This window comes from Streptomyces sp. NPDC028368 (genome assembly GCF_055565615.1).
Genome location: NZ_JBVHTY010000004.1, coordinates 342849 through 358782, shown reverse-complemented (window position 1 = coordinate 358782; position 15934 = coordinate 342849). Strand labels below are relative to the sequence as shown.

General features: G+C 69.7%; 12 protein-coding genes. All 12 read left to right on the top strand.

Going from position 1 to position 15934, the window contains the following annotated elements; genetic code table 11:
• The first annotated feature begins 37 nt into the window (after nucleotides 1–37).
• The 12 genes from ACZ4S3_RS11610 to ACZ4S3_RS11555 all read left to right on the top strand — a co-directional run bounded on the left by ACZ4S3_RS11610 (nucleotide 38) and on the right by ACZ4S3_RS11555 (nucleotide 15392).
• Nucleotides 38–526: a hypothetical protein gene (locus ACZ4S3_RS11610; RefSeq protein WP_467930727.1), complete on the top strand. Its 489-nt coding sequence runs from the start codon at nucleotides 38–40 to the stop codon at nucleotides 524–526.
• Nucleotides 523–3645: a tetratricopeptide repeat protein gene (locus ACZ4S3_RS11605; protein WP_467930723.1), complete on the top strand. Its 3123-nt coding sequence runs from the start codon at nucleotides 523–525 to the stop codon at nucleotides 3643–3645. Before ACZ4S3_RS11610 ends, ACZ4S3_RS11605 begins: the two co-directional genes overlap by 4 nt.
• Before the next feature lie 1556 nt (nucleotides 3646–5201).
• Nucleotides 5202–7901 carry a SpoIIE family protein phosphatase gene (locus tag ACZ4S3_RS11600; protein WP_467931555.1) on the top strand — a complete coding sequence of 900 codons (2700 nt, stop codon included), beginning with the start codon at nucleotides 5202–5204 and terminating at the stop codon, nucleotides 7899–7901.
• A 413-nt stretch (nucleotides 7902–8314) separates the two neighbouring features.
• Complete coding sequence (locus tag ACZ4S3_RS11595) at nucleotides 8315–9457, top strand: ABC transporter substrate-binding protein (RefSeq protein ID WP_467930719.1); 1143 nt, start codon at nucleotides 8315–8317, stop codon at nucleotides 9455–9457.
• Between the two features lie 87 nt (nucleotides 9458–9544).
• Nucleotides 9545–9925: an imidazolonepropionase-like domain-containing protein gene (locus tag ACZ4S3_RS11590; RefSeq protein ID WP_467930717.1), complete on the top strand. Its 381-nt coding sequence runs from the start codon at nucleotides 9545–9547 to the stop codon at nucleotides 9923–9925.
• 100 nt (nucleotides 9926–10025) lie between these two features.
• Nucleotides 10026–10184 carry a hypothetical protein gene (locus tag ACZ4S3_RS11585; RefSeq protein WP_467930713.1) on the top strand — a complete coding sequence of 53 codons (159 nt, stop codon included), beginning with the start codon at nucleotides 10026–10028 and terminating at the stop codon, nucleotides 10182–10184.
• Between the two features lie 141 nt (nucleotides 10185–10325).
• Nucleotides 10326–11384 carry a zinc-dependent alcohol dehydrogenase family protein gene (locus tag ACZ4S3_RS11580; RefSeq protein WP_467930709.1) on the top strand — a complete coding sequence of 353 codons (1059 nt, stop codon included), beginning with the start codon at nucleotides 10326–10328 and terminating at the stop codon, nucleotides 11382–11384.
• Between the two features lie 383 nt (nucleotides 11385–11767).
• Nucleotides 11768–12499, top strand: coding sequence for an SDR family oxidoreductase (locus ACZ4S3_RS11575; protein ID WP_467930705.1), 732 nt, complete (start codon nucleotides 11768–11770; stop codon nucleotides 12497–12499).
• 30 nt (nucleotides 12500–12529) lie between these two features.
• Entirely contained in the window at nucleotides 12530–12976 is a 447-nt protein-coding gene (locus ACZ4S3_RS11570) for a cupin domain-containing protein (protein ID WP_467930700.1), read from the top strand.
• Nucleotides 12977–13341: 365 nt separating this feature from the next.
• On the top strand, nucleotides 13342–14310 hold the full coding sequence (locus ACZ4S3_RS11565) for an alpha/beta hydrolase (RefSeq protein ID WP_467930696.1): 969 nt from the start codon (nucleotides 13342–13344) through the stop codon (nucleotides 14308–14310).
• Between the two features lie 63 nt (nucleotides 14311–14373).
• Nucleotides 14374–14583, top strand: a complete 210-nt coding sequence (locus tag ACZ4S3_RS11560) for a hypothetical protein (protein ID WP_467930692.1) — start codon at nucleotides 14374–14376, stop codon at nucleotides 14581–14583.
• A 71-nt stretch (nucleotides 14584–14654) separates the two neighbouring features.
• On the top strand, nucleotides 14655–15392 hold the full coding sequence (locus ACZ4S3_RS11555; protein WP_467930688.1) for a VOC family protein: 738 nt from the start codon (nucleotides 14655–14657) through the stop codon (nucleotides 15390–15392).
• The last annotated feature ends 542 nt before the right edge of the window (nucleotides 15393–15934 follow it).

The window sequence follows — 15934 nt, the reverse complement described above, 5'->3', positions numbered from 1 at the left end:
GTACGCGACGTCAACGCGGCCCGCTGAGGGAGGAATTGTGCTCGACGAACTTGTGATGGCCGGCGGTACGGCAGTGGTCGGAGCCATGGCCACCGACTCCTGGATGCTCGCCCGCGCCCGCGTGGCGGAGCTGTTCCGGCGCCGTGGCGGCGAGGAACGGCAGCAGGCGATCGAGGGCCAGCTCGACAGCAACGCCCAACTCGTAGCGGAGGCCGACGACAGCGACCAGGTGCGGCAGATACTCCTTCCCCTGTGGCAGCTCGAGCTGCGCTCGCTGCTGCAGCGCGACCCGGCCGCGGCCGAGGAGTTGCGAGCCCTGATCGAGGAGGTCCGGCCCGCCGGGAACAGCGAGCCGAAGTGGGTGCAGGACGTCGTCGTACGGGACAACGCGAAGGCGTTCCTGGTGCAGGGCGGAAACATCGTCAACCACCACCACAGCATCGAGTCAGCGCCGGGTCGTACCGCCGAACCTCCGTGTGGGGAAAGGGAGTTCGGTGATGAAGGGGCCCCCGGGGCCGCTCGGTGACAGGGGCTGACGAGGGCACCCGGCAGGGCCGTCGGGTCGCCACTGGCGGCGGCGCACCGCCATCCGGCCCCGCCACAGAGGCGACCGTCCACCAGTCGATCCGTGTGGAGAGCGGCTTCGGGTACGGCGTTGTGGGCGCCGACCTGCACGTCTTCCCGGATCGTGGGCCCGTCTACCTGCTCGGCGAGCACCAGAGTGCGGCCCCCGCGCCGGACGACACCTGGCTGCTTCACCAGCCCAGCCGGATGCTCAACGCCCGCTACCGGCTGGTCGACTTCACCGGCCGGGAGCGGGAGCGCGCCGAGCTCGCCGCCTGGCGGGACGGCCCCGGGCCGCGGCTCTCGGCGACCTGGCTGCACGGCCCCGGCGGGCACGGAAAGAGCCGCCTCGCCGACGAGTTCGCCGCCGAGAGCGCCGCCGCGGGCTGGAAGGTCGTCACGGCCACGCACGGCCCGGGCGCCATCCTGGACGCGGGCCAGGGGAACAGCGCGGACCTGCGGCCCGACGGGGCTCGCGGCATGCTCCTCGTGGTCGACTACGCCGACCGCTGGCCTGTCTCGCACCTCACCTGGCTGTTCAGCAACCGGCTGCTCACCGGCCCCCTGCCGACCCGGCTGCTGCTGCTCGCCCGCTCGGCCACCGTCTGGCCCGCCGTGCGCTCCGCCCTGGAAGACGTCATGGCCGGCACACGGGACCAGGAGCTGAGCCCGCTGGGCGCCCCCGGCAGCGACCCGCGGGCCCGGTCGGCCATGTTCGCTGCGGCCCGGGACTGCTTCGCCGCCCGGTACGGTGTGCCCAACCCGGCCGTGATCGCACAACCGCAGGATCTGGGGCGCCCGGAGTTCGGGCTCGTCCTCGCAGTGCATATGGCCGCCCTGGTTGCCGTCGACGCCCACGTACGCGGCGAACAGGCCCCGAACGACCTGGCCGGCCTCTCCGCGTACCTCCTGAACCGGGAGCGACGACACTGGACCCGGCTGTGGGAGAACCGCCTGGAGGGACTGGACTTCAGCACCGCGCCGAGCGACATGAACCGCGTCGTCTTCACGGCCGCCCTCACCGGGGCCGTGTCACCGGGGGAGGGCGGCGCCCTGCTCGCGGCGGTCGGCCTGGAGCGGCCCCTGCAGCTGCTCACCGACCACGGAACTTGCTACCCGGCGGCGGAGCCGGGCGCCGTCCTCGAGCCGCTCTACCCGGACCGGCTCGCCGAGGACTTCCTCGCCCTCAGCCTCGACGGGCACCGCGTGACCGGCTATCCAGCCGCCCCCTGGGCCGCACCGACAGCGCGCACGCTCAGCGCCCGCGACCCGGACGGGGCGGTTCCACCGTCGGTTACGCGCGGCCTGACGTTCCTGGCCGCCGCGGCGGCACCGGGGCGCTGGCCGCACATCGCCGGGCACCTGGAGCAGATCCTGCGGCAGGACCCGTCGGTGGCCGTCGCCGCGGGCAGCGCGGCCCTCACGGCGCTCGCCGAGACCACCCTTCCGGCCTCCGTACTCGCCTCCGTGGAGACCTGCTTCCCGGAGTTCGGGCAGCTCGACCTGGACGCGGGCATCGCGACGTTCACTGCCCGACTGGTCGCCGAACGCCTCCCCCACACCACCGACCCCGCCGAGCGCGGCCGCCTGCACCAGGGCCTCGGCTTCCGGCTCGGCCGGGCGGGGCGGGCACAGGAAGCGCTGGCCGCGGACGAGGAGGCAGTGCGCTGCTTCCGGAAGGCGGCTGCTGTCGGCACACACCCGGCTGGTTCTCCGTCTCCGTCCTCTTCCGTTGCCGCATTCTCGTCCACATCGCCGTACATATCCCCGACCGCGAGCCTGGCGACCGCGCTGCTGCACCTGACCCAGCACGCCTTCGACGCCGACGCCCCCGACCGCGCCCTGCACGCGGCCGAGGAGGCGACCGCGCTCTTCCAGGACCTGGCCGTGGCGGACCCAGCAGCCCGCGAGCCCGGCCTCGCCCTGGCCCTCGCACAGGTGGGCCGGGGGCTGGCTGCGGCCGGATACCCGGACCGGGCCATGGCCCCCACGGAGCAAGCGGTTGGGATCTTCTGGCGTCTGGCGGCCACCCATCCCGACCAGTACGAGACCGGCCTCGCGCTCGCCCTGAACAACCTCGGCATCTTCTCCTGGCAGCTGCGCCGCCTCTCGGACGCCGTGGCTGCGCAGACACGTGCCATCGAGTTCGCCCGGCGCGGCCTGGCGGCCGGCCCGCCCGCCGGGTCGCTACTCACCCGCGCGTTCGTACTCGACGAGTCCGAGCTGGCGCAGTGCCTGGGCAACCTGTCCTTCCTGCTGTGGGCGTCGCGGCGCAGGGGGGAGGCAGTCAGCGCGCTGGAGGAGGCGGTCGCGATCGCCCGACGGCTGGCCGCGGTGGCGCCCGCCGTGCAGGAGCCCGTCCTGGCCGACGTCGCGTCGCGGCTCGCCACCTATCTGGGGAGGCTGCAACGGTGGCGGGAGGCCCTCACCCTGGCCAACGAGGCGGCTGGGATCACCGCACAGCTCGCGGCGGCCAACCCGGTCCGGTACGAGAGCGACCACGCGAAGGCCCTGCGCCAGTCGGCCCAGGCCCGGCTCGGTGCCGAGGGTGACCTCGCAGCCGCGCGCCGGGACGCCGACATGTCCGTAGCGATCTACCGGCGCCTGGCGGCCGAGGACCACGCGGAGTACAGCCGGGCCCTCGAAGAGGCCATGGAGATCCAGGAGTTGGTCTGGTCCGCGGGCAGCAGCGGACCCATCGCGCCGAGGGCACGCTGGACCTCGGAGGAGCACTGGGTGAACCTCCTGAACCAGGACGAGGTCTGGCAGGACGTTCAGGACCGCCGCCACCGACTGGACGAGATGCCCCCGTCCTACTGTGGCAACGTCCTGCGCTTCATCCGTAAACAGGCCGACCAGCTCATCGAGTTGCTCGCCGACGGGCTCGACGTGACGCCGGAGGCCCTCGGGCTGACCGACCGCGACGACGCGGCGTCCTGGCTGGACCGCCAGCCCCTGATCGTCGCCCTGACCCGGCGTGCCAGCGGCGAGTCAGCCCGGCCCGAATTCTGCCACTGCGGTTACCCGGTGTCCCCAGACTGGCACCACGAGCACTGCTATCCGGGCATCGTCGTGGACTGACCCGGACGGCCCCAGTGGTGCGGCACGACGCCGAACAGACCACTGGGGCCGTTCACCCCTCCGGGCGCGGCCAGGAAGGTACGACAACACGCACCTCCTGCCCGGCAGGCGACCACCCTGCCTCGGGCACCCGCAACGACTGGACCCAGGCCCAAGCCGTCATCGCCCGTATCCACGTGCCCCGCAACGGACCGGGCCAGCCACGGATTCCCCGACCATGTCGTGGCCGACAAGGGCTACTCCACCCCTACCTTCCGCGCCTACCTCCGCAGACGCGGCATCAAGGCCACCATCCCCGAGCTCGCTGACCAGCCCGCCTGCCGGGCCTTGCGATGCAGCTCGGCATCCGTATGGCAAAGGGAGAGCCGAGACGTAGTGAGCGCAGCGAACGCAGTGCATCTGACGCCGTGCGCTGATCCACCAGGCATTACGGGACAGCTTTTAGGTTCGCAGAAGCACCATCAGGCAACGATCTCCTTCTCGGAATACGGGGGATCTCGGATGCTTGACGTGCTGGGCAGCGAAAGTCGCGTCCCACCGGCCACAACTCAGCCGGTGCCGGGTCGGCCCTCAGCGCAGGATTTGCGCTGCCGCTGCGGTGACAATCAGCGCAGAGCCCATGGCCATCACGGCAGGCAATCCGCTGGGGCGGTGCACCAGGTGCTCGCGCCGTGCGAGTGCGACGGCACTGGCGGCGCGCGCACCAGGACGCCCGCGAAGGTGCCCATCAGCAGCGCATGTGCCGCGTCGGGCAGCACCACCACCTGAGCGGCGAGGCCGCCCAGGAGCGGACTGAGGCAGAGGCCAACCCCAGCCAGACCACTAACCGTCGGCGGCTTTCGGACTTCAGCAAAGCGGTCAACGCGAGCCCTTCACTACCGGAGTGCACGACGAGCGCCGCAACGACCGCCGGAGACGGCAGGAGCACCAGCGTCATGCCCTCTAGCAGCCGGTGCAGGACGAGCGCTGCCGCGGTCCCCCGCCCGTGCGCCTGCCCGCCCCGAAACCAGGCCAGCAGGCCACAACAGGCCGGCTCCCAGTACGCCATCTGGTGGTATAGGGGAGCATTTCAATATTGCCAATCAGGTGATAGTGGGGGGGGAGCCAAGCTGACGGCGGTCGTGCGTCGAGGGAGATCACGGGCGGCTGCAGTCGCTCCCCAGCACGGGTGCGACGGTGCCGGTCGGCCACGGCACCGCCGCGGCGAGGTGATCCCCAGTGCCAACACCCGGCACGGTGGAGGCGACGAGCCGGTCGCGCATCGAGCGGCTACCGGCGGCGGGACCCGGCCCGCAGGGTGCTCGGAGGTGGAACGCGCCGTGCCCTTACCACCACACCGACGACCTGCGCCAGGCATTCGCGGCACAACCGGCACGCCTTGCCAGCACCTAGGCGCAGCAGGATAAATATGAACCATGAGCGGACATTCGGGTCGATTCCGGCGATGGTTGAGCCGTGCGCCCGGCCGTTCCGCTCTCCCGGACGTGACTCCTGCTGGGAACGGCACCAGCGACCGGCAGGACGAGCGCCCGGCGGGGGCCGGGGGCCGGCAGCACATGCGGCCCTCGTGGGCCACGCGCAGTGTCGCCCGGGAAGTCTTCCTCCTCCAGCTGGTGCTCGTGGTGCTGCTCGTCGCGGCGGCAGCGGTGGCCATCGTCGTGCAGACCCGACGGGACACCATGACCGATGCCCGGCACCGGACGCTCGCCGCCGCTGAGTCCTTCGCGCACTCCTGGGGGCTCCAGGAGGCGCTGAACAGCAACAATCCGACCGCGAAGCTCCAACCGCTCGCCGAGGCGGCTCGGAAAGCCTCCGGCGTCGACGCCCTCATCGTGTACAAGCTCGACGGGGTCACCCTCACCCACAGCGACCCGCGGCAGATCGGCAAGCACGTCATCGGCCCGTATGCCGACGCCGCCCGGGGCAAGCCCTTCACCAGGACTTTCGAGGGCGCCCTGGGCCTCTCCGTGATCTCCGCGGTCCCCGTCAAGGACTCCTCGGGCAGGGTCGTCGCCATCGTCTCCGCACCGGTCACGGTGGAGAAAGTGCAGAAATCGGTCAACCAGCAGCTGCCCATCTTCGTGGGCACCGCAGTCGGGGCGCTGGCTCTCGCCGGAGGCGGCGCGGGGCTGGTGAGCCGTCGACTGCGCCGGCAGACCCACGGTCTGGGACCGACCGAGATGACCCGGATGTACGAGCATCACGATGCGGTGCTGCACGCGGTGCGGGAGGGCGTGCTCATCGTCGGCCGCGACGGGCGGCTGCTGCTGGCCAACGACGAGGCACGGCGGCTCCTGGACTTGCCGGCGGACGCGGAGGGACGCCACGTCGACGACCTGGGACTGGACCACCGCACCGCCGAACTCCTAGCGTCGGACCGGATCGCCACCGACGAGGTGCACCTGTCCCAGGACCGGCTGCTGGCCCTCAACAAACGGTCCACTGCCCGCCACGGAGCCCACCAGGGAAGCGTGGTGACCCTGCGCGACACGACCGAACTGAGATGGCTTTCAGGCCGTGCCGAGATGGCGCGGGAGCGGTTGAGACTCCTCTACGACGCCGGGGTACGGATCGGCTCCACGCTGAATGTCGAGCGCACTGCCGAGCAACTGGCACAGGTGGCGGTCCCCGGGTTCGCCGACATCGTCACCGTCGAGCTGCTGGATCCGGTCCTGAAAGGCGAAGAGCCGGCCGTGGCGGGTACCGAGCTGCGCCGGACGGCCATCGCCGGCCTGGCGGCGGACCATCCGCTCCACCCCGTCGGCGAGCTGATGGGGTTCATCCCGGGCACCCCGATTGCGGCGGGTGTGGACCAGGGCCGCTCCGTGGTGGAACCGGACCTGGCCGGCGCTTCCGGCTGGCGGTCCCAGGACCCGGAACGCGCCCGACGCATCCTGGACCACGGGGTGCATTCCTTGGCGGTCGTACCGCTGCGCGCCCGGGGAGTGGTGCTGGGGCTGGTGGACTTCTGGCGGTCGGGGACCTCCCCTGCGTTCGACGACGAGGACCTGTCCTTCGCCGAGGAACTGGCGGGTCGGGCCGCGGTGGGGATCGACAACGCCCGGCGCTACACCCGTGAACGCACGATGGCGATGACGCTCCAGCGCAGCCTGATGCCCCGCGGCCTGCCCGCCCAGGACGCCCTGGAGGTGGCGCACCGCTATCTCCCCGCCCAGGAGGGAGTGGGCGGGGACTGGTTCGACGTCATCCCGCTGCCCGGCGCCCGGGTGGCGCTGGTCATCGGCGACGTGGTCGGACACGGCTTGCACGCGGCGGCCACCATGGGCCGGCTGCGCATCGCCGTGCACAACTTCTCGGCCCTGGACCTCTCCCCCGACGAACTGCTGCGCCACCTGGATGAACTGGTGACCCGCATCGATGTCCAGGACGAGGACACCGAGGAGGATCCCGCGATCACCGGCGCCACCTGTCTGTACGTCGTCTACGACTCCGTCTCCGGGCGGGTCACCGCGGCCACGGCCGGCCATCTGCCGCCGGCCGTGGCCCACTCCGACGGGAGCGTGGAGTTCCTGCACCCGCCGGTCTCCCCGCCGCTGGGTCTGGGCACCGGCCTGCCCTTCGAGACCGCTGAGCTGTCGATGCCGGAGGGCTCCCGGCTGGTGCTCTACACCGACGGGCTGGTCGAGAACCGCAGCCGCGACCTGGACGTGGGACTGGAAGCACTGCGTGCGGCCCTCGCCGGACCGGACCGTACGCCGGAGGACACCTGCGTCGCCGTCATGCAATCGCTGCTGCCCGCCGGGTCCGCCGACGACGTCGCGCTGCTTGTGGCCCGGACCCGGCGGCTGGACCCGGCACACGTCGCCGAGTGGGACGTGCCCCGCGACCCGGCGGCGGTGGGCCCGGTCCGCAACGACTGCGTCCGGCAGCTGGCGGACTGGGGTCTGCAGCACATCGCCTTCGGCACCGAGCTCATCCTCAGCGAACTGGTCACCAACGCCATTCGCTACGGCGCCGAGCCCATCCACGTACGGCTCTTGCACACAGGCACCCTGATCTGTGAGGTCTCCGACGGCAGCAGCACCTCCCCGCACATCCGCCAGGCGAAGGACACCGACGAAGAAGGCCGCGGCCTCTTCCTCGTGGCGCAGTTCGCCGAACAATGGGGTACCCGTTACTCCCCCAGGGGCAAGACGATCTGGGCCGCTCAGGCGGTCGGCCCCGACGCCCTGCCCTCGGAAGAGGAGCCGAGCGAGGACCTCCTCAGCCATTGGGAACACCGTGGAGGGTGGTGAGGCCGTCGCGTGGCGCCCGCGCCCGGGACGAGCGTGGTGCCTGCATGCGCGCGTGGCGCCTACTCGCCCTATGACCTGGCCGGATCACCGTCCTGGCGGAGGCGCGCAAGGGGGCGGAGTACGCTGGTTTGGACTATTGCCACAGAGAGAAGCTTCAGGCAGTGACACGTCGCGGCAGGGTGGCGCCAGGAACGCCCGCGTGCCAAGACGTCGGCGGTCCTGCGCGAGTGCCGAGGCGCCTGCTCGGCGAGCCTGCGATGCCCCGTCGGCGTTCCGCCCCGCCTCCGGGCTGCGCTGTCCTTGGCGGCCGGGCCGCTGCGCGAGCCGTACGACCGCACCGTGTCCTGGTGCCCTGGTCAGCGTCCGCGACCCGCCCGGCGGACCGCTCCCCACTTGGCCCTGCTGGAGGCGTCGTGGCTACACATCACCGGGTCCGCGCAGGCGCCCTCCTCTGCTGTATCGGCCTTGCTGCGTTCGGTCTCGGTGCCTGCCAGAACGGGAGAACCACCCGGCCGGTCGAGCCCTCCCGGGCCGGGTCCGTCGCGGAGGTGGGCGGGACGGCGGCACTGATCAAGGCAGCGAAGCACGAGGGCAGGCTGAACACGATCGCGCTACCGCGCCAGTGGGCCAGCTACGGCGCGCTGATCGACGGCTTCGAGAAGAGGTACCGCATCAAGGTCGTCGTCGACAATCCGAACGGCCACAGCCAGCAGGAGATCGATGCCATGAAGCGCTACCGGGGCCAGGAGCGCGCCCCCGACGTGCTCGACCTCGGGGATTCCTTCGCCCAGTCCGCGGCGCGGCAGCACTTGCTGGCCCCCTACCGGGTCGCGCAGTTCGACCAGATCCCACCGGAGCAGAAGGACCCCAGGGCTCGCTGGTACAACAACTACGGCGGTTATGTCTCCATCGGCTGCGACGCCACCCGCGTCCGGACCTGCCCCGAGTCCTTCGGGGATCTGCTCCAGCCGGAGTACAAGGGCCTGGTCTCGATCCACGGCGAACCCACGGTCGCGGGGTCGGCCTTCGCCGCCGTATACGCGGCGGCACTCGCCAACGGGGGGTCGTTCGACGACATCCAGCCTGGCATCGACTTCTTCGCCCGGCTCGACAAGGTCGGCAACTACAACCGGGCCGACCCCAACCCGGCCGCGATCGCCAAGGGCAAGACTCCGATCAGCATCGAATGGGACTACCTCAGCCTGGAGCACATCGACCAGCTCCGCGGGACGGGCGTGCACTGGAAGGTCTCCATTCCCTTCGACGGCAGCTTCTCGCAGTACTACGCGCAAGCGATCAACAAGGACGCCCCTCACCCGGCCGCGGCGCGACTGTGGCAGGAGTACCTCTTCAGTCCGGAAGCCCAGAACCTGCGCCTCGTGGACTACGCCCGCCCGGTGCTGATGGCGGCCATGGCGAAGAACGGCACCCTCAACAAGGCCCTGGCCTCACGGCTGCCGACGGTCGAGGGCACACCGCAGTTCCCGACCGAGGCCCAGCTGAACAAGGCGCTGCGCACCGTCCGTGAGAACTGGGCCAAGGCCGTCGGCGGCTGATCCGTCATCGCCCGGCGTACTTCCCGCAGACAGCCGTGTACTGCATGCCGAGGCTTTCGTCTCCCACACCGGGATGAACTCCACGATGTGGTCCGCCTCGAGGTCCCCGCCCATGCCCGCGGCGGCCAAGTCACCCTCAACCTCCACGACCACCTCGCGGCCAACGGCACCAGCGATACTGATGGCGCCCTTCTCGTCCGCGGGGCCCAGATCGCCGCGGTCGGCCCGCGCGAGGAACTCGAGCAGCTCACACCCCACGCACTCCACACCTTGTCCTTTCCGGACGGCACCGTGCTGCCGGGCGTGTGCTGGAGGGCATGGCCGAGCGCGCTGAGCAACTGGTCCTCAGCGGCGTCACGACCGTTCGGGACCTGGGTGACCGCAATGGCCTCGCCATCCGCCTGCGCGATTCCATCGCCTCAGGGGTCCTGCCAGGGCCGCGCATCCTGTCGGCGGCAACACCGCTGACCTCCCCCGGCGGCCACTTCAACTTCTTCGGCGGAGAGGTCGAGGACGAACAGGCCATACCCACGAACTCTCACGGTCCTGACCCTGGCTGGACGCCGCCGTGGAATGGGGACTGGACCACAACGACGACTTCGCGGGTGCCTCCCCTGCCGGCGCCGGCCTGTATATGGCGGACGGGATGGGAGCGGGCATCGTCGTGGTTGAGCTGGAGCCCTCCGGACTCGGAAACCCGGTACCGCACCCCGCGGCCGCCTCCTGAGGCGCAGCGGGCATTCGCGTCACTCTGCATCGTCCGCCGCCGGGAATCTTTCCGGGGCCGGACGTAGCGTGAAATGGCGGCCAAATCACCCGCCGAGTCTGTCGGGCGCTGAGAGACCAAAGGTCACTCATGCCCCAATCCATGCGCGCGCTCGTAGCCGGAAAGGTCGGCGAGCCTACCGATGTCCTGCGGCTGGAATCCCGGCCTGTTCCCACGCCGGAAGCCGGTCAGGCATTGATCCGCGTGAAGGCAACTCCGATCCACGCCAGTGATCTGCACGTGCTGCGCGGCCGTTACGGTTTCTCCCCCGAGTTTCCCGCTGTCGGGGGTCACATGGAATGCGTGGGCCGTATTGAGGCCCTGAGTCCGGATACCGAGGGGCTCAAGGTCGGCGAGCGTGTGGTGGTCGCTGCCGTACCGGCGGTACCCGGGCCCCATGTGGCCGGAACTTGGCAGGAATACCTTGTTGCCGATACGCGAAGGCTCTTGCCGGTCCCCGACCATCTGAGCGACTCCAGCGCCTGTCAACTCGCCGTCAACCCGTTGACCGCGCTGCTCCTCGTGACTCGCGAACTCGACGTACGGCCGGGTGAATGGTTGTTGCAGACGGCCGCGGGCTCCACCGTCGGCCGGCTCGTGATCCAGCTGTCCAGGCATCTGGGTATTCGCACGATCAATGTCGTGCGGCGACGCGGTGCCGTTGAGGAGATCAAAGCGTTTGGTGGTGACGAGGTCATCTGCACCGAGGACGAGGATCTGTTGCAGCGTGTGACTGAGACAGCAGGACCGGCCGGCGTGCGCAAGGCCATCAACTGTGTCGCGGGACCCGTAGGTGCCCAGGTGTCCCAGGCATTGGCTCCGGGGGGAGAGGTCGTGGTCTACGGCGCGCTCTCCACCCACCGGCAGACTGATCCGGCAGCGCTGACGATCCCGCTGCAGGCACGCTCGGTAATCTACGAGACCAAAGTGGTCCGTGGCTTCTGGCTGAACCGCTGGTTCGGCACCGCCTCACCGGAGGATGCGCTGCACGCGCTGTCCCAGGTCCGCAGTCTCGTCGCTGATGAAGTGCTGAGCATCCCCCAGGGCCGGCCGTTCCCGCTCGAACGCTTCACTGAAGCCATCGCGCTCGCCGAAACACCCGCACATCACGCCAAGCCACTCTTCGTCTTCGAAGACGGCCGGGACAAGGACGACAGGTAGGAAGCGGCCCTGCCGGCGCCGGCAGCGGTGCGGCTGCGGCGGGGGCAAAGCCGCCAACGCCCGCGACGCCGCCCGGCTCGGGCAGAGTTCATCCACCTCAGCCTCGCCGAGATCAGACGCCTGGTCACCCGACTCGCCGACCGCCAACCCGCACCCGTCGACCACATCCTGCACTGGTCACACTGGCGCCGCAGACGCGAGCACCAAGCCCGCATCAGTCACTACACACGATGCGGACACAGCCCATAACTGCCCATCCATCAGCACAAACACCCGCAAGCAGATCCACCAGCATGCCAGCAGTGCACGGCCCAGCGTGCGCCGTGCACTGCATCGCCGCAATCTGGACGCATGACCTATCGGTGCGCGACGAAAGGTGACCCATGAAGTTCGCAGTCATCGGCGGTACCGGTCTGATCGGGTCGCAGGTCGTGAAGAAGTTGAACGCCGCCGGGCACGAGGCCGTGCCGCACTCGCAGACCACAGGTGTCGACGTGATCACCGGCCAGGGCGTGGAGGAGGCGGTGGCCGGAGCGGACGGCATCGTCAATCTGACGAATTCCCCGACCTTCGACGACGCCTCTCCGGCCTTCTTCCAGACCTCGATGGACAACCTCCTGGCCGCCGGCCACAAGGGCGGGGTGGGGCACTTCGTCATCCTCTCGATCGTCGGCGCGGACCAGGTGCCCGACCTCGCCTATTACCGCGCCAAGGTCTTGCAGGAAGACATCCTCAAGGCCGGGCCGATCCCCTATTCGATCGTCCACGCCACCCAGTTCATGGAGTTCATCGACGCCTTCATGTCCTGGACCACCGAGGGCGACACCGTCCGCCTACCCACCACCCCACTCCAGCCGATCGCCGCCCAGGACGTCTCCGACACCGTCGCCGAAGTCGCCGCCGGTACCCCTTTGAACGGAACCCTCAACGTCGGCGGGCCCGACGTTCATCCCCTCGACGAACTCGGCCGAATCACCCTGAACGCCCGTCCCGACGGCCGCACGGTCATCACCGACGACACCGCCGGCATGTTCGCCGCCGTCGACGGCGATGTGCTCACCACCAAGGGCGACGCACGCATCGCCCCCACCCACTACACCGACTGGCTCACCTGACCCGGCCGGCCCACCGCTGGAGACCTCGCCATGGCGAACAACGAACAGGTGGCAGGCAGCGCCGGGAGTCAACCGCGCTCGGAAGCATGGAAGACGGCACTCACCGTGCTGCAGTCGGCGAAACCGCCGTTCGTTCCGGAGGGGGCGGAGGCGATGACGGTTCTCGTCGAGTTCCCTCCCGGCGATCCCGGCACCCCTCCGCACCGGCACTCGGGACCTGCCTTCGGCTACATGCTCGAGGGGGAGATGCTCTTCGAGCTGGAAGGTGAGCCGGAGCGGGTGATCAAGGCCGGGGAGACGTTCTGGGAGCCGGGCGGCGATGTCATCCACTACCAGGACGGAAACAACCGGACGGACTCTCGGAGTCGCTTCCTCGTCACCATGATGTGCGCACCGGGTCAGCCCATGCTCACTCTGGTCGACGACGAAGAGCTGGCCCGGCGCCGGCACCTACGAGCTCCCCGCCCAGGCATTTGACCCGCCACTGACAAACCGGGACTGACCGCGATGAGCTGTGGGGCGTCGCCCCAGTGCCCCGGAGCGAGCATGCGGCTTTCCGCTCCTGAGGGTGAAATGGCAACGCGTGCGCGTCCTTCGACGTGCGTGGCGCCGTCTGCGGCAAAAGACCGCAGAACGCGTCTCGCTCCCGGCGAACGGATTAGGCGGTTCCTTGGAATGCATCTGCGGAGGACGGGCAATTACAATGGACAAATATGCCCATCAGGGGCTTGAACAAAGGCGGAGGCTCTGCCGACCGCCCCACAGCCCGAGCGCAGCGCGGCGCTCCCCAGCGCCCCGCGCTCTCTATGATGCGCTTCGCGGATTTCCCAGGGAGCATTCCCATGGCTGGTCAAACCGCCTCCATCGTCCTCGAGCCCGAGGCACAGGAGCTCGCCGACGCAACCTCGCACCATCCGTTCCTGTACGAGCTGGATCCGACCTCAGCGCGCAAGGTGCTCGACGACCTCCAGGCCGCGCCGGTCGACAAGCTGCCGGTCGACGAGGAGTGGGTTTCGGTTCCGGCAGCGGCGGGCGATGTGCGGGTACGCATCGTCAAGCCGAAGGGCGCCACCGGAACGCTGCCCGTCGTATTGTACATGCACGGCGGTGGCTGGGTGCTGGGCAATGCCGGTACCCACGACCGCCTGGTGCGCGAGTTGGCGGTCGGTGCCCGTGCGGCGGTGGCCTTCGTGGAGTACACGCCGTCGCCCGAGGCGCACTATCCCGTGGCCATCGAGCAGGGCTACGCCACCGCGCAGTGGATCGTCCGCGAGGGGGCGTTCAAGGGGCTGGATGCACAGCGCATGGCAGTGGCCGGGGAATCGGTCGGCGGGAACATGACCGCCGCACTCGCCCTCATGGCCAAGGAGCGCGGTGACGTCAATTTCGTACAGCAGTCGATGTACTACCCGGTCACGGATGCGGCCATGAACACCGGTTCCTACGACCAATTCGCCACCGGCTACTACCTGAGCCGCAAGCTGATGGAATGGTTCTGGGACGCCTACACGACCGACCCGAACCAACGCGCGGAGATCACCGCGTCTCCCAACCACGCCACCGTCGAGCAGCTCTCCGGCCTGCCGCCCGCACTGCTGATCGTCGACGAGGCCGACGTGCTGCGCGATGAGGGCGAGGCGTACGCCGCCAAGCTCCGAGCAGCCGACGTTCCGGTGACCACGGTGCGCTACGACGGCACGGTCCACGACTTCATGATGCTCAACTCGCTGAGTCACTCCAAAGCCGCCCGCGGAGCCATCGACCAGGCAACGGCGTTCCTGCGCAACGCCCTTGGAACCGCCCAGGCCTAGCTGATCGTTTCGGAATGCGGTGCGCAGTGGCCTCAAGCAGATGCCCGTGCCCGGTTCGGGCTGATGCGGACCTCATGGCGCACCGTCGGAGCGATCGTCGAACGGTTCGTGGCGAGCCGTGAGCGGGGCCTGGTTCTGTGGAAGAACGCCAGCGATCTCACCGACCGCCAGGCGGCCAGGCCGGCCTGGATCGCCGCCACCGATCCCCACGTCATGCTCACCCTCGCCGGAGACAAGCCCGCCCTCCCCGGCCGCCAACTCGCAATCGCCTGAGCCATATATGCAGCAGGAGAGCCTGAATATTCGCACGCCTGCCCGGTGGGGGATCACCTAGGGTATGCGGCATGACGCTGCAACTTGTTCAGGTGAACTTCAAGGCCCGGGACGACTCGGCACTCGGCCAGTTCTGGGCGGAGGTGCTCGGCTGGGGTGTTTCCAGCGAAGGGCCCGGCGTCACCAACCTGGTACCCGTGGGCTTCGACTGGCCGGACCCGTCCGCCGTCTGCATCGATCTCGTCCGCGTCCCGGACCCGGAGACGGTGAAGTACCGCGTGCACATCGAGCTCGCCACCACCTCCGACGCCCATCAGGCGGAGTTGGTCGCACGTCTGAAGGAGCTCGGGGCGACGCCCGCCGATGTGGGCCAGGGCGACGCGCCGTGGACGGTGATGGCCGACCCGGAAGGCAACGTGTTCAGCGTCCTGGAGCCCCGGGAGCTCTACCGGGACACCGGGCCGATAGCCGCCGTGGTCGTCGACTGCGCCGACCCGCGGGCCATGGTCCGGTTCTGGGGCGAGGCGATCGACTGGACCGTCCACGAGCTGACCGACGACCGCGCCCTGCTGCGCTCCGTCAAGGGCGTCGGGCCGTACCTGGAGTTCCGCCGCACGCCCGACGACGAGGTCGTATGCAACCGCGTCCATCTCGACCTGATGTCCGACCCCGTCGAGGATCAGGCGAGGGAGGTCGCCCGGCTCGAAGGCCTGGGCGCAATACGGGCCGACGTGGGTCAGGGTGACGTCTCCTGGGTCGTCCTGGCCGACCCGGCGGGCAACGAGTTCTGCGTCCTCGGCCGGGGCTGACGCGGAACTCCGTCCGCCCACTCATGGCGGTGCGGCAGTGCGCGGCGCCGGGCCCCGCCCTCCCCGACCGCCAACTCACGACAGCCTGACCCACACCGATGGTCAGGGCCTGCTCGGAGCCGGATTCCAGGAACGGGGCGAGGATCAGGCTCACCGAGGCGAGCATGGAGTTCTCGATAGCCGAAGCGTCACCGAGGGTGGATGTCACAGCCAGCCTCGGTCCGCGCAACGGAAGCGCGTTCCGGACCGACGGATCTGTGACGCGCCAGTAGCGTCTGTGGCCCCGGATATTCGCACAATGCAGTTCTCAGAAGACATCTCCCGCTTTTAGACCTCGTTGCCGGCACGGGCCGAAGACGGGCGGGAGCTGCCGCCACGTACAGCCCGCCTCGGCTTTCCCGTTGCCGCAGGTCAGAGCCGGTTCCCTGTCCTGACTTCCGCGACCCTTTCCTGATCGTTCCGGGTCCTTCCGTCCACTGTGCGTCCACTACGGGTCCACGCATGCCCTTGCTTGAGGCTCAGGGGGTCTCTCCAAGGACATC

Bases quoted from the DNA above. Each gene is read 5' to 3' on its own strand.
- ACZ4S3_RS11555 (WP_467930688.1), top strand. From the start codon at position 14,655: ATGACGCTGCAACTTGTTCAGGTGAACTTCAAGGCCCGGGACGACTCG.
- ACZ4S3_RS11560 (WP_467930692.1), top strand. From the start codon at position 14,374: ATGCGGACCTCATGGCGCACCGTCGGAGCGATCGTCGAACGGTTCGTG.
- ACZ4S3_RS11575 (WP_467930705.1), top strand. From the start codon at position 11,768: ATGAAGTTCGCAGTCATCGGCGGTACCGGTCTGATCGGGTCGCAGGTC.
- ACZ4S3_RS11570 (WP_467930700.1), top strand. From the start codon at position 12,530: ATGGCGAACAACGAACAGGTGGCAGGCAGCGCCGGGAGTCAACCGCGC.
- ACZ4S3_RS11600 (WP_467931555.1), top strand. From the start codon at position 5,202: ATGCGGCCCTCGTGGGCCACGCGCAGTGTCGCCCGGGAAGTCTTCCTC.
- ACZ4S3_RS11565 (WP_467930696.1), top strand. From the start codon at position 13,342: ATGGCTGGTCAAACCGCCTCCATCGTCCTCGAGCCCGAGGCACAGGAG.
- ACZ4S3_RS11580 (WP_467930709.1), top strand. From the start codon at position 10,326: ATGCGCGCGCTCGTAGCCGGAAAGGTCGGCGAGCCTACCGATGTCCTG.